The organism is Thauera sp. DNT-1, from assembly GCF_055393985.1.
Window position 1 is genome coordinate 1617504 of sequence record NZ_AP043752.1, and the last position, 14834, is coordinate 1632337.

Here is a 14834-nt window from a genome sequence, read left to right on the forward strand (position 1 = left end):
CAGATGAGACGCGCACAGCAGGGGGTCAGGCCTTCTGGCTGCCGCGCAACCGCGGAACGACGACCTCCCACTGCTCGCACCTGACCGCATCCATGTACGCGGGCTCGGTTTCCTCCTTGTATCGCACGACGATGCCGGCGACCTCGCACCTCTCGGGCTCGAGCGCCAGCTTGAAGGCCTTTGCAGTGCGTCCGACCATGTTGCCGCGAAGGTCGAGGAGCACGTAGCGATCACCGTCGGCGCGCAACGCCAGCGGATCGCCGGGCTCGAGCCGGCTGATCGCCTCATGCACCGATGCACCGGGACGCTGCCGGCCGGCAAAGCCGATGTCGACATCGCCGAGGCTCAGCAACTGATACTGCACGTCCAGCGCTGGGTCATGATCGCCTTCAAAACGGCGGTGCTGCGTAGCGGCGCTGAGCGTCGTGACGAATGCGTTGCCGGGCTCGAAGTCGCACAGCGTCAACGTTTCCTCCGCCCGTGTCATGCCTACGTAGTAGAGCCTGCGGGCCTCTTCCATCTGCTCGGCCGACGCCTCCCAGTTTCCATCCAGCACGGCGACGTGGCGGAACTCGAGCCCCTTTGCCGAGTGCACCGTGCCGAGGAACAGCCCCGGGCGCGGCTGCTGCCGAATCTCGCGGGCGTAGTCGTAGAGCCAGTCGACCATCGTTCCCGGCGCAAGAAGGCAATCGCCATACTCGCTGCCGAGTTGCTCAAGCGCGGTCGCGAAGAAATCCCGCCAGACCGGATCCGCGGTCAGCTCGCTGGCGTGCTGCGCTAGCGCCGCAGCAGCGAGCGAAGGCACGGCAAGGGCACGCAGATGCGCGACCAGGCGGACGAAGGGACGCTGCCGGGTGAGCGGCAAGCCGTTCTGCTTGTCCGCCGCAAGGAAATACGGAATGCCTTTGCGCTCGCACAAGGCCTGCACCGGCCACAGGTAGCGGTGACTGCGCGCCAGCACTGCCACACCCTGCCAGTGATCCCGCACCTCCAGTGCCCGGAGCCGGTCCAACTCTGCGATTACAGCCTGGGCCTGGAGGTTGCCGCAGTTGCGGTCCGCCCCCGGAATGCGAAGCCGGAGCACGCTGCCGCGCCGCTCGGGATCGAGCGCTTCCCACGCGCCGCCCGCCGGCCCGGTCGCACGCGCCGGATCGATACGGATGGGATGCTGCACCTTGAGCCGCGAGGCATTCTGGCCAATCAGGTGATTTGCGGCGCCGATGATGGCCCGGCTGGAACGGTAGTTCTCGACCAGATAGCTGATCTGCGCGTCGTATTCTTCGCAGAAACGTGCGATGTGGCGGTTGCTGCCGCCCCGCCATTGATAGATGTTCTGGTCGTCGTCACCGACGGCGAGGATGCACAGGTCACCCTCCTGTTCGTCGTGCCGCCCGGCGAGCGCGCTGACGAGCCGGTACTGGCGGTCGTCGATGTCCTGGTATTCGTCCACCAGAATGTAGCGATAGCCCTGCAACAGACGCTCGCGCAGATCGTCCTCGCCTTCGACCGATGCACGGCCTTCCAGCAGTTCCGCAGCGCGGTCGAGGACGGCATCCAGCTCGCCCTCTTCCACCTTGTCGCGGCGATCGAAACTGGTGCCGGTCAGCCGCATGGCCATGGCGTGATAGGTGAGCACAGTGATCCCGATCGCATCGTTGCCGACCAAGGCAAACAGGCGCTTGCGGATCTCGTTGGCCGCATGCCGGTTGAAGGTGAGCGCGATGATCGCCGCGGCCGGCACGCGCCGCACACGCAACAGGTAAGCGATGCGATGCACTACGACCCGCGTCTTGCCTGAACCCGGGCCGGCGAGCACGAGCCGGTTCTGGTCCCGGTGGTCCGTGACGATGGCCTTCTGCGTGGCGTTCAGCGCGTCGATGATCGCCTTCCACGAGCCCTCGCTGGTGGCAAGCTGCAGGATCTCTTCCTTGCCCGGAAAGTAGTGGCGCAGGAAATCGTCCTTGCTGCGGGTGAAGTAATGCATGACCAGCCGCAAGGCGTCGGCCATCTCCCTGAGCGCGATCTCGGCGTATTCGCGCATCACATGCACCTGGATGCGGCGCTCCCGGTAGTGCTCGTCCAGGCGCTGGAAGTCGTCCTTCACATAGCGCTGGCCCTGCTTGTCCGGGTTGATGTCGATCGTCATCGCCCGCCGCATCACGGTCATGCCGTGGTTGAGAGTCAGCACCTCCTGGTGGTGCAGGTAGAGCAGCACGTGCTCCAGCGCCTTGAGACGCTGTTCCGGCTTGATCGTGGTGGACAGTTCCAGGTCCGCTGCGAGGAGATGCTGAAGCTCGCCAAAGGTGGTCTGCACCAGCAAGTCCTTGCCGCGCTGCCCGGGTGGCAACTTGCCGAACAGGAAGGGCAGCACCGCCGCGGCGATGCGCCGCCGCTTGTCGCCCAGCCCCTCGACCTGCGACCAGCTGTATCCGCCGCGGATGCGCAGCTTGAGATGGTCGCGGTTGACCTGCCGGAGCTCGAAGCTGCTGCGCTGCTGGCTGTCGCCGTCGCGATCGAGCGCGAGACTGTGAAGCAGGCGGGAGACATGCAGGGGCAGCAGCTCGGCCTGGCCACAGCGCTCGCGCAGGGCGGCCGTCAGCGGCGGCAGGTTGACGTCCTGCCACGACCCGTCGTCCGCGTCCGGCGCGAGCTCGCGCAAGACCTTGAACAGCGCCGCCTCCAGCGCCAGGCAGCGCTGCAGGCGCTCGCTCGACGCCCCGGCAATCCCGTGACGCAGGTAAAGCGTAAGCTGAGAATCGTTCTCCAGCAGGCCAAGCGCCTCGAGCTGCCTGAGCGCAGCGCTGACCTCCTCGTTCGTCTGCCCGGTCAGCAACATCAACTGGTCGGTATTGATGCGCTCGTCTGCGTCGGCTGAATACAGGTAGCGCAGGATCGCGCGGAATTCCTCGAGACGCCGGTGAGGCAGGCGGGCGTTGTCGAGCCGCTTTGCCGCCTCTTCCTCAGTCAGGCACAGCTTGGCGGGAAAAACCTTCGTGTGGTTCTCTTGTCGCCGTAGAAACTGCCCACGCTCCAGCCAGGCGATGGCGGTAACGACTTTGGTTTCCGCATCCCGGTCATCCGACTCGAAGCTGGTTTGGACGGTCTCGTCCTGCAAAATTTCGCCCGCGGTGATCACCACCTGTCCGCCCTTGCGCTTGGCGGCTTCGAATCGGAGCTTCTTCAGGATCTGCTGGATGTCCTTATAGCTCAGCCGTGAACGCTCGCTGAGCCCAAACTGGGTTTCGATGTCCTGCGGGTCGTAAAGCAAGACGCAACGGGCATCGTCCTGGTCCCGCCCGGCACGGCCTGCTTCCTGAAGGTAGTTTTCCAAGGAGCCGGGGATATCAGCGTGGACGACCAGGCGCACATCCGGCTTGTCCACGCCCATACCGAAGGCGTTGGTGGCGACGATCACGCGCAGCTCGCCACGAATGAAAGCGTCCTGGATGTCCTTCTTCTCGTGTGGCTGCAGTCCAGCGTGAAAATGCCTGCAGGTCCAGTTCTGCCCGATGAGGAAATCGGCCAACTCTTCCGCCTTCTTGCGGCTGGCGACGAACACCACGGCACCGCCCTCACGCCCCTCGAGTTCGTCGCGGAGCAAGTCGTGGGTGCGCGCAAACTTCTCGCCGGCCGCTACCGGAAAGACCTCGAAATGCAGGTTCGGGCGCTCGGGCGTGCCGATGAAGGACTTGAAGCGAACGCCCAACTCATCGAGGAAATGCTTGCGGATATCGTCCAGCACATCCTGCTTGGCGGTGGCGGTGAAGCACCCGATCGGGGCGAGCTCACCCTCGCCGGTGAACTCACGGATGAAACGCGCCGCGTAAAGGTAGTCCGGTCGGAAATCGTTGCCCCACTTCGACAGGCAGTGCGCCTCATCGAAGATCCAGGCACCGATCTGCCGATTGGCGATCGCTTTGCGAAAAGCGTTGTTTCGGAACTGCTCGGGCGACACCAGCAGCATGCCCACATCGCCCAACTGGATCTTCTCCAGCACGTCGGCCCGCTCGGGCATGGTCAACAAGCCGTTCAATGCGGCCGCACACTGGACGTTGCGCGCGAGCAGGCCGTCCACCTGATCTTTCATCAGCGACTGCAGCGGCGAGATGATCACTGTGAGGCTGCCGTTGCGGTGATAGCGATTCAGCGCCGGCAGTTGATAGCAGATCGACTTGCCGCCACCGGTGGCAAGCACGGCCAACACCGGCTCGCTTCGCATGCCGGCCAGGACGATGTCGTGCTGCATGCTGCGGCCTTCCGCCTCGTAGCGAAAATCGTCGAAGCCAAAGTAGCGCTTGAGTTCCCGCCGGGGGTCGTGCGTCGTGCGGCAGTAGGTGCAGCCGGGGTCGTCGCAAGGCCGATCGCGCAACTCGGCGATCAGCTGCCCCACCGCCGGGAACTGGTGGCGCACCCAAGGGGCGAGCACCGAATTACCACCCGACACCCGCAGCCATGCCAGCACGTAGGCGATCGGCCAATGCAGTTCGGGCCGTCGCAGATCGTCCTCTAGCAGACCTGTCAGCCGGGTGCGGCAGACCTTGAGTTCGCGCTCGAGCGCGGGGTCGGTCTCCGCCAGCAAGGCCGGCAGGCGACAGGCGACCTCCGCCAGCGACAAGGGAGCGCGCCGCGTGAGCGCAAACAGGAAATTACCCAGCCCCGCTCCGGTGCGCGGCGCGATCAAGGCCTGGTAGCACAGCAACTCCTCGGGATTCGCCTCGAACAGCTTGTCGAAACCGTTCTGCTGGTCGGCGAACAGCGTCAGTGTCGAGCGGCAGTCGGACAGCGGCGAGTTCAGGCTGTCGCGGATCAGCTTGTAGTCCTTGATCAGCCGGTGGTAGGGGTTCTGCGGAAAGGCGAGCGGCGACAGGTGCAGTGTGTCGATCACCGGAAGCTGCAGCAGCGCAGAGTTGGGCGCAACCTCGCGCAACACGGGCAAGTCATGAGCCAACACATTGTGCCCGAGCACGAAGCTCGCCCCCGCGGACATCGCATCGAGGCGGACGAGCGCCGCACGAAGCCCCGCGCCGGTATTCAGCTCGAGCGTTTCACCGGTATCCGGTCGCAATGCTCCGATCTTGATGATCTGCTGCCGGCCACCGTCTGCTTGCGGAACAGTCTCAAGATCGAAGATCAAGCACTTTGGCTGGAGGGTTTGCGGTGTCTGCGCCATCCGGAAATCTGTCGCTTGCTGCGTTTGGCCAACGCGACCTGAATGAGGTCGTCAAGCACGCAGCAGACGACAAACCGACTGCAGGAAGGGACGGAAGACCACTGCGGCGTAGTCCGCATGATAGCGGCACGGCTTTGCTATGCACTTGGCAATGGCACTACCCGGCACAACTTTGCCACACTGACTCAGCAAAAACCTGCCATACAAAGCAAAACAGCGCATCACACTGCAAAGTGTAATGCGCTGTTTTTGCTAGGAATTCTTGGTGGACCGAAGGAGGATCGAACTCCCGACCTCTGCATTGCGAACGCAGCGCTCTCCCAGCTGAGCTATCGGCCCTGAAAGAGCGCGCATTATAGTGAGACCCCGCGCGAAAGGGAAGTGCCTTGCGCACATTTGCGCCGTTCGAGGCTACGTGTGCCCTTTGCAGGAGCGACGCGAGTCGCGATCCGGCGGTGGGGCGGTGATGAGGCGTCGGTGAAGGCTCGGAGGCCGTCATCGCGACTTGCGTCGCTCCTACGTGTGCCCTTTGCAGGAGCGACGCGAGTCGCGATCCGGCGGTGGGGCGGTGATGAGGCGTCGGCGAAGGCTCGGAGGCCGTCATCGCGACTTGCGTCGCTCCTGCGGGGCAGGTAGCGCGAGGGCGCGGCAGGGCTAGTCAGTTGCGCCGGAGCCGACGGCGGCGCGGCCGAGGCGGTCGGCGACGGCGCGCCAGCCGGGGCCGCCGGGGAGCGCTTCGATCAGGATTAAGTCGGCGCCGACGCCGTCGAGGGCGCGCAGGCTGGCGTACAGGCCCTGGGCGTAGGCGGCGGGATCGGCCGGCAGGCTGCGCCAGCTCAGGCGGGCGTCACGCGGATCGGAGGTTGAGTGGGCGAGCACTGCGACGCGGCTGCCCTCGCCCGCCAGCGCGGCGGCCTCGTCGGCGAGCAGCGCGGGCTCGACCAGGCGCAGCGGGGTGCGCGGGGCGTAATGGGCGGCGAGTGCGCCGGAGACGCGCGGAGCGGGCTGCGCTGCATCGGCTGCGGCGTTGGGGGCGGCGGCTTCCGCGAGTCCGGACGCGTCGCCGCACTGCCCTGCCCGCGCGGAAGCGGTTTCCGCGACCGACTCGCCCGGCACCCGCGGCCGGCGGCCGATGACGCGCGCGATGTCCTCGGGCGTGATCGCGCCCGGGCGCAGGATCTCCGGCACGTCGCGCGAGAAGTCGAGGATGGTGGATTCGATGCCGACCGCGCAGGCACCGCCGTCGAGGATCATCGCCACGCGCTCGCCGAGTTCTTCATGCACATGCGCGGCGGTGGTGGGGCTGATACGGCCGAAGCGGTTGGCGCTGGGCGCGGCCAGCCCGCCGTCGAAGGCCCGCAGCAGGGCGAGCGCGACCGGGTGCGCGGGCACGCGCACGCCGACCGTGTCCTGCCCGCCGGTGACTTCGTCGGGTACGTCGGGTGTGCGCTTCAGGATCAGCGTCAGCGGGCCGGGCCAGAAGGCGCGCGCGAGCGCGAGCGCGTCCTTGGGGATGGCGGCGGCCCACTGCGGCAGGTGCTCGACCGAGGGCAGGTGCACGATCAGCGGGTGGTCGGCGGGACGGCCCTTGGCGGCGAAGATTTTCTTCACCGCCTCGGGGTCGAGCGCGTCGGCGGCCAGCCCGTAGACCGTCTCGGTCGGCATGCCGACGAGTTCGCCCGCACGCAGCAGGGCAGCAGCCTCGGCGATCGCGGCGGGCGTGGAGGATTCGATGCGGCCGCGCCGTCCGGCCCCGGGGGTACTCATCGGCCGGCGCTCACTCGTCGCGGATGCCGATCGCGGCACGCGCGGCGAGCGCGCGCTCGAGCACCACGGCGGCATCGTCGCCGATCACCACGAAATGGCCCATCTTGCGCCCCGGGCGGGCGTGGTGCTTGCCGTAGAGATGCAGGCGCAGGCCGGGCACCGCGTGCAGCACCGACCAGTCGGGCTCGCGGTAGGCACCATGGCCCTTGCCATCCTCGTACCACAGCTCGCCAAGCAGATTCACCATCACCGCCGCCGAATGCTGGCGCGGAGTGGCCAGCGGCAGGCCGCACAGCGCCCTCACCTGCTGCTCGTACTGGCTGGCGTCGCAGGCGTCGATGGTGTGGTGGCCGCTGTTGTGCGGGCGCGGGGCCATCTCGTTCACCACCAGCTCGCCGCGGCAGACGAAGAACTCCACCCCCAGCGTGCCGACGTAGCCGAGCTTGCCGGCGATGCGCTCGGCGATCTCCTGCGCGCTCAGTTGCGTACCCTCACTGGGGAAGGCCGACGCGCGCGCCGGCGCGATGGTCACGTCGAGGATGCCGTTGCGGTGGCGGTTCTCGCCGGTCGGGAAGGCGCGCACATTGCCCGCCTCGTCGCGCGCCAGCACCACCGACACCTCGTAGTCCAGCGCCAGCATCTTCTCCAGCACGCAGGGCTCGCCCTTGAAGTGCTGGAAGGCGGCGAGCGCCTCGTCGCGGTCGGCGACGCGGGACTGGCCCTTGCCGTCGTAGCCGAAGCGGGCCACCTTGAGGATGGCGGGGAACAGCCCGGCATTGGCTGCGCGCACGTCGTCCTCGCTGCGGACGACCGCGAAGGGGCCGTGCGGCAGGCCGTTGTCGGCGAGGAAGGTCTTTTCGGCGATGCGGTTCTGGCACACCGCGACCGCGCTCGCCGCCGGGTGTACCGGGATGAACTTGGTCAGGTAGTCGAGCGTGTCGGCGGGGACGTTCTCGAACTCGGTGGTCACCGCAGCGCATTCGTTGCCCAGGCTGTCGAGGGCGACGTAGTCGTCGTAGGCGGCGACCAGGTGGCGGTCGGCGACGAGGCCGGCGGGGCTGTGCGGATCGGGGTCGAGCACCCAGACCTTGTAGCCCATCTCGTGCGCGGCCGAAACGAAAAAGCGGCCGAGCTGGCCGCCGCCGAGCATGCCCAGGGTGGCAGGCGGGAGGATCATGATGCGACGCTCAATCCAGGGTCATGTCGAGCACCGCCTGGGTCTGGCGGGCACGGAAGTCGGCGAGCTTGTGCGCCAGCACGGCATCCTCGACCGCGAGCAGCGCCACCGCGAAGAGGCCCGCGTTGGCCGCGCCCGCCTCGCCGATGGCGAAGGTGGCGACCGGGATGCCCTTGGGCATCTGCACGATGGAGAGCAACGAGTCCTGCCCCGACAGCGCCTTCGACTGCACCGGCACACCGAGCACCGGCAGCGTGGTCTTGGCCGCGACCATGCCCGGCAGGTGGGCCGCACCGCCGGCGCCCGCGATGATCGCCTTGAGCCCGCGGCTGCGCGCGGCCTCGGCGTACTCGAACATCAGGTCGGGGGTGCGGTGGGCGGAGACGACCTTGGCCTCGAAGGGCACGCCGAAGTCTTCCAGCATCTTCGCGGCCGCCTTCATCGTGGGCCAGTCGGAGTTGGAGCCCATGATGATGCCGACGACGGGTTGGGTTTCGTTCATCTCGCAGTCCTCACTTGCCGGCCGCGAGCTTGCGATCGCTCGCGGCGCGTTCGGCGGAAATCACGGTGTTTTCCAGCAGCATGGTGATGGTCATCGGCCCCACGCCGCCCGGCACCGGGGTGATCGCGCCAGCGACTTCCCTGGCCGACTCGAAATCCACGTCGCCACACAGCTTGCCGGCGTCGGGGCCGTCCTGGAGGCGATTGATGCCGACGTCGATCACGGTGGCGCCCGGCTTGATCATGTCGCCGGTGACGAAGCGCGGCTTGCCGATCGCCGCCACCAGGATGTCGGCGCGGCGGGTGTGGAAGGCGAGGTCCTTCGTCCTGGAGTGGCACACGGTGACGGTGGCGCCGGCGTTGGTCAGCAGCGTGGCCATCGGCTTGCCGACGATGTTCGAGCGCCCGATCACCACCGCCTCGGCCCCCTGCACCGGCGTGCCGCTGGACTCGAGCATCTTCATGACACCGTGCGGCGTGCACGGGATGAAGGCCTCGCGGCACTGCGACAGGCGGCCGACGTTCTCGGCATGGAAACCGTCGACATCCTTCTTGAGGTCGATCGCCTCGAGCACCGCGGTCTCGTCGAGGTGCTTCGGCAGCGGCAGCTGCACCAGGATGCCATGCACCGCGGGGTCTGCGTTGAGCTCGGCGAGCTTGGCCATGACCTCGGCCTGGGTGGCGGTCTCGGGGTAGTCGAAGCGCAGCGAGCGGATGCCGGCCTTCTCGCAGCCGGCGACCTTGTTGCGCACGTAGACCGCCGAGGCCGGGTCGGCGCCCACCAGCATCACCGCCAGGCAGGGTTGCACGCCACGCGCCGTGAGCGCGGCCGCACGTTCGGCGATTTCGCCGCGCACGCGCGCGGACAGCGCGTTGCCGTCGATGATGCGAGCGGTCATCCTTCAAGCCCCCGAAAAAAACCGCGATTTTACAGCATCGCGGCGGCGGCGGCCCGTACGGCGGATTCGGGTCGGCATCGTGCGGCCAATGCGGCCCGCCTCAACGCCCTCCGCCGAACGGCGGGCACTTGAGGCCGATGGCGGTGATGCGGCCCTTGTCGCCCATCTCGCGCACCGTGAGCGCGAAGGCACCGATGTCGACGCGGTCGCCGACCACTGGCGGGCGGCCGAGGCGGACGGCGAGCAACTCGCCCATCGCCAACTCGCGCTCGGCCTCCGCGATGCGCAGGCCGTAGGCGTCGGCGAGGTCGCTCGCACGGCTGTCGGGGTCGACCACGAACTCGCCGAAGAAGCTGGCGTTGGCGGTGAGTTCGCCGCGACTGCCGGCGAAAGTGCGCGCGAGCTGTTCGGAGATTTCGTCGGGCGCGATCATCCACACCGAGTCGCCAGGACGCAGGCGGGTGTCGGGGGTCAGGCGGTGCAGGCTGCCCTCGCGCACCAAGGCCACGCAGCGCACGTCGTGGCCGGGATGGTCGGTGCCGAGCTCGTCGGGATGGCGCCCGTCGGCCTTGGCGCCGGCCGCGACGCAGAACTCCAGCATGTCCACCGCCGCCGCCTCGCCCACCCACACCTCGCGCTTGTCACGCGGCTCGTCGCGCGGCGGCACCTCGACACCCAGCCAGCGCGCCGCCAGCGGCACGGTCGCGCCCTGAACCAGCAAGGACAGCAGCACCACCGCGAAGGCGACGTTGAACAGCAGTTGCGAATCGGGCACGCCCATCACCACCGGCACGATCGCGAGCACCACCGGCACCGCGCCGCGCAGGCCCACCCAGCTCACGTAGAGGAGCTCGTTGCGCGGATAGCGGAAGGGCAGCAGCCCGATCGCCACCGCCAGCGGCCGCGCCACCAGCATCAGGAACACCGCCATCGCCAGCGCCTCGGCGGCATGATCGATCATCTTCGACGGTGTCACCAGCAGCCCCAGCACGACGAACATGCCCGCCTGGGCGAGCCAGGCCAGGCCGTCCATCACCCGCAGGACGTGCTCGGTGGCATGGCTGCGGCGGTTGCCGACGACGATGCCTGCCAGGTACACGGCGAGAAAGCCGCTGCCGTTCAGCAGGTTGGTCGCCGCGAAAACCAAGGTGCCGCCGGACAGGATCAGCAACGCATACAGCCCGTCGGGCAGCGCCAGCCGCATCATCAGCCGCGACAGCACCCAGCCCCCGGCAAGGCCGAGGATGGCGCCGAGTCCGAGCTGGCTCGCCAGCATCCAGACGAAACTGCCGAGCGTGGCGGTCTCGGGCTGCAGCAGCGTGCCGACCATGGCGGTAACGAGCAGGATCGCCATCGGATCGTTGGCACCGGACTCGATCTCCAGCGTGGCCTGGACGCGCTCGTTGAGGCGGACGCCGCTGTTGCGCAGGAGCGCGAACACCGCGGCCGCATCGGTCGAGCCGACGATCGCCGCGAGCAGCATGCCCAGCCGCCAGTCGACATCGAGGAGCCAGGTGGCGAACACGCCGAGCAGGGCCGCCGTACCGATCACGCCCCAGCTGGCCAGCACCGCGGCCGGCCTCAGCGCCACCCGGAAGCTGCTCACCCGCGTGCGCAGGCCGCCGTCGAGCAGGATCACCGAGAGCGCCGCCTGCGCGATCAGCGAGGCGATGAAGAAGTCCTCGAAGACGATGCCGCCCGGCCCGTCCTCGCCGGCGAGCATGCCGACGCCGAGAAAGAGCAGCAGCAGCGGCAAGCCGAGCCGGGCGGAGATGGTGCTGGCGAGCACGCTGATGAACAGCAGCAGGCCGGTGAGCAGGAAGAGCGCGTTGATTCCGGTCATGCGGCGGCGGGGTCCAGCCGGTTGGAAGGGGCTTTCGGCAAAACGGGGCGATCGCACACGGCACACCCCACAGCGGAGCCGCCCGGGTGGAAGAAAGTTCCTGCGCATGCGGGCGCGGAGATCGCCCGTCGGCACGCGCCGGGGTCAGCGCGGAACGGCGCCGGGTTCGAGTACCACCACGTGCTGGACGAGTTCGGCGAGCGAATGCGCGCCCATCTTCTCCATCACGCGCGCGCGATGCACCTCGACGGTCTTGATGCTGATGCCGAGCACGTCGGCGATCTGCTTGTTCAGCTTGCCGACGATGATCAGCTCGAGCACCTCGCGCTCGCGCTGGGTGAGCAGCCCGAGCCGGCGCGCGGTGTCGGCCTCCTGCAGGCGGCGGTCGCGGGTCTCGCGCTCGAGGCGCAGGCACTGCTCGACCACGCGCAGCATCTCGCGCTCGCCGAAGGGTTTCTCGACGAAATCCACCGCGCCCTGCTTGAGCGCGGACACCGCCATCGGCACGTCGCCGTGGCCGGTGATGAACACCACCGGCAGCCCGCAGCGCCGCCGCCCGAGCTCCTCGAACACCTCCAGCCCGCTCATGCCCGGCATGCGCACGTCGAGCAGCACGCAGCCGGTCATCTCCGGCGTGCAGGCGGCGAGGAAGGCCTCGCCCGACTCGTGCACCGCGACCGCGTGGCCGTTGGCCTCCAGCATCCAGGCGAGCGAGTCGCGCAGGGCTTCGTCGTCGTCGACGACATGTACGATCTGGTCAGGCGCTGCGGGCACTGCGCTCAATTGCGGACTCCGTCGGCAGGGTAAACGTGAATATGGTACCGCCTTCGGGGTTGGCGTCGACCAGCAATCTGCCGTTGTGGAACTCGACGATCGAGCGGCAGATGTTGAGCCCCATGCCCATGCCCTCGGCCTTGGTGGTGTAGAAGGGCGTGAACAGCTGCGCCCTGCCCTCCTCGCTGATGCCGTGGCCGCGGTCGATCACCGCGACCTCGACCGCGTCCGCGCCGACGGTGCGCACCCGCACCGTCAGCACGCGCGCCTCGGGCAAGGCGTCGGCCATGGCGTCGAGGCCGTTGCGGATCAGGTTGAGCAGCACCTGCTCGATCATGATGCGGTCGGCGTACACCGGCGGCAGCCCGGGCTCGAGCTCCGTGTGGATGCGGATGCGGGTGCGGTGGGCGTCGATGTCGGCGAAGCCGATCGCGTCCTCCAGCACCTCGACGAGGTCGACCGCGCAGCGCTGCGGCTCGCTCTTCTTCACGAACTCGCGCACGCGGCGGATGATCTTGCCGGCGCGCTCGGCCTGGAAGCTCGCCTTCTGCATCGCCGCGAGCACGTCCTCGGTCCTCGCCTTGCCCGACTGCAGCCGCGTCACCGAACCGGCGCAGTAGTTCGCGATCGCCGCCAGCGGCTGGTTGAGCTCGTGCGCCAGCGTCGAGGCCATCTCGCCCATGGTGATCAGGCGCGAAGTGCGCTGCAGGCGCTCCTCCTGCTCGCGCGCCACCGCGGCGGTCTGCTTGCGGTCGGTGATGTCGGTGGCGATCCCCATGCGCACCACGCGCCCGTCCACCCAGCGTGTGGCCTGCTCGCGCACGTGGTACCACCGCCCCGACTGCGGGTGCAGCAATTCGCCGTCGAAGAGCTCGCGCGGCACGTCGGCGGGCGACAGGTTGCGCGGATCGACGCGGTAGTCGCCGCGCTCGGGCTGCGGCACCGCCACCCCGCGCACGGTGCGCCCGACCGCGTCGAAACCATGGATGCGCTTGAAGGCGAGGTTGGCGAAGAGGATCTCGTCGGTGCGCGCGTCGGCCACGAACACCGCGGCGTCGAGGCCGTCGAGCACCGCCTCGAAGCGCTCGTGCGCCGACTCGAGCGCGGCGCGCACGCGCTTGGGCTCGGTGATGTCGGTGATCGAGGCCATCCAGCCGGTCTGCCGGCCGGTGAGGTCGATCAGCGGGGAAAGGTAGAAGCGCGCATCGAAGCGCTCGCCGTTCTTGCGCAGGATGCGCATCTCGAAGCCGCTGCGCGGCGCGCGCCCCGACAGGGTCATCGACAGGTTGCGCTCGCATTCGGCGAGCTGCTCGGGTGGCCAATAGGGAAAGGGCGGCCCGGCGCCGACGAGCTCGTCCTCGTCGAAGCCGATCATGCGGCAGAAGGCGGTGTTCACATAGATGATGCGTCCCGACAGGTCGATCGCGCGCAGGCCGGTGACGACCGAGTCCTCCATCGCCTTGCGGAAGGCGGACTCGGCGCGCAGCGCGTCCTCGGTGGCCTTGCGTCCGGTGACGTCGTGCGCCACGGCGTAGACCAGACGCTCCTCGCGTACCGGGTTGATGCTCCACATCAGCCATTTGTAGCTGCCGTCGGCACAGCGGCAGCGCGTCTCGAAGCGCACCGGTTCGCCGCCGGCGAGGCGGCGCAACATCGCCAGCGTCTCGGAAACGTCCTCGGGATGCACGAAGTCGATCAGCGAGCACCCGGGCAGGCTCCGGGGGTCGTGCCCGAGCACGCGCTCGAAGGCCGGGTTGCAGCGCCCGAAACGACCATCGAGATCGATGACGCACAAGAGGTCGAGCGAAAGGTCGAAGAGCTGGTCGCGCTCCTTCTCCACCCGCACCCGGCGCTGCACGTGGCGGCGCAGCGTCCACAGGCTCCACAGCACCAGCAGCGACAGCCCCACGATGAGCACCGCCGGCAGGTAGCGCAGCACCGCCCCACCGGGCCGGAAGGCCATCGCCTGCAGCGCGAGGCCGTTGCCCGGCGGATCGAGCGCGAGGGTAAGCGAGAGCGCCTCCTGCGCGGGCGGCAGGGCCGAGCTGAGGGTCAGCACGCCGCCATCGCGGTCGAGCACCGCAAGCCGGTATTTTTCGGCAAAGCGCGCCGGCACCAGCCGGCTCAGCATGCGCTCGATCGAATACACGGCGACGATCGCACCGAGCGAATCGCCGCGCCGCAGCACGGGCGCGTACACCTCGATCACCGCGCTGCCGCGCGCGTCGATGTAGGGCCGGCCGTAGGTCAGGCGGGCGGACAGGGCGCTGTTCTGGAAGGCCTCCACCTGGTCATCCACGAGGATCTCGCCGGCGAGCAGGTCACGGGTGTCGAAGGGCGCCGACCAGGCGATCACGTGCTCGCGGTCCACCCAGGCGAGGTTGGCGAGCGCGGGGTTGATCGCCAGATGCTCGTTGGCGCGCAGCTGGAAGTCGTCGTGGTCGAGCGTGCCCGCCGACAGGTCGCGCGCGAGCTGGACGAGAAACTCCTCGGTGGTGAGCATGGCGCGCCGGATCGACTGCTCGGTCCACTGCAGGTCGCGCGCGAGCGCGTCGCGCTCGACCGCGGTCTCGCGCGCCTGCAGCAGCCAGACGACCGCGAGCATCGACAGCGCGAGCACGGTCACCGCGAGATAGGGCATGGCCCAGTACCAGCGCGACAGGGTCGCCCGGGCGGCGGCGGAGGCTTGCATGGAGGATGGCC

General features: G+C 68.4%; 8 protein-coding genes and 1 tRNA gene. All 9 read right to left on the reverse strand.

Annotated elements, in window-relative coordinates; translation table 11 throughout:
• Positions 1-25 precede the first annotated feature (25 nt).
• On the reverse strand, positions 26-5134 hold the full coding sequence (locus tag ACZ5PP_RS07535) for a RecQ family ATP-dependent DNA helicase (protein WP_004298177.1): 5109 nt from the start codon (positions 5132-5134) through the stop codon (positions 26-28).
• A 299-nt stretch (positions 5135-5433) separates the two neighbouring features.
• Positions 5434-5509 (reverse strand) — tRNA-Ala (locus tag ACZ5PP_RS07540).
• 315 nt (positions 5510-5824) lie between these two features.
• Entirely contained in the window at positions 5825-6937 is a 1113-nt protein-coding gene (locus ACZ5PP_RS07545; protein WP_004298179.1) for an L-threonylcarbamoyladenylate synthase, read from the reverse strand.
• 10 nt (positions 6938-6947) lie between these two features.
• Positions 6948-8114 (reverse strand): 5-(carboxyamino)imidazole ribonucleotide synthase, encoded by a 1167-nt coding sequence (locus ACZ5PP_RS07550; protein ID WP_004298181.1) that lies wholly within the window; start codon positions 8112-8114, stop codon positions 6948-6950.
• Between the two features lie 10 nt (positions 8115-8124).
• Positions 8125-8616, reverse strand: a complete 492-nt coding sequence (gene purE, locus ACZ5PP_RS07555; RefSeq protein WP_004298182.1) for a 5-(carboxyamino)imidazole ribonucleotide mutase — start codon at positions 8614-8616, stop codon at positions 8125-8127.
• Positions 8617-8626: 10 nt separating this feature from the next.
• Entirely contained in the window at positions 8627-9514 is an 888-nt protein-coding gene (folD, locus tag ACZ5PP_RS07560; RefSeq protein ID WP_464826930.1) for a bifunctional methylenetetrahydrofolate dehydrogenase/methenyltetrahydrofolate cyclohydrolase FolD, read from the reverse strand.
• 100 nt (positions 9515-9614) lie between these two features.
• On the reverse strand, positions 9615-11357 hold the full coding sequence (locus ACZ5PP_RS07565; RefSeq protein WP_464826931.1) for a potassium/proton antiporter: 1743 nt from the start codon (positions 11355-11357) through the stop codon (positions 9615-9617).
• Between the two features lie 144 nt (positions 11358-11501).
• On the reverse strand, positions 11502-12140 hold the full coding sequence (locus ACZ5PP_RS07570; RefSeq protein ID WP_012585857.1) for a response regulator transcription factor: 639 nt from the start codon (positions 12138-12140) through the stop codon (positions 11502-11504).
• A complete protein-coding gene (locus tag ACZ5PP_RS07575; RefSeq protein ID WP_012585858.1) occupies positions 12115-14823 on the reverse strand; it encodes a PAS domain S-box protein in 2709 nt (902 codons plus the stop codon). The genes ACZ5PP_RS07570 and ACZ5PP_RS07575 overlap by 26 nt, the downstream gene beginning before the upstream one ends.
• Positions 14824-14834: the final 11 nt, after the last annotated feature.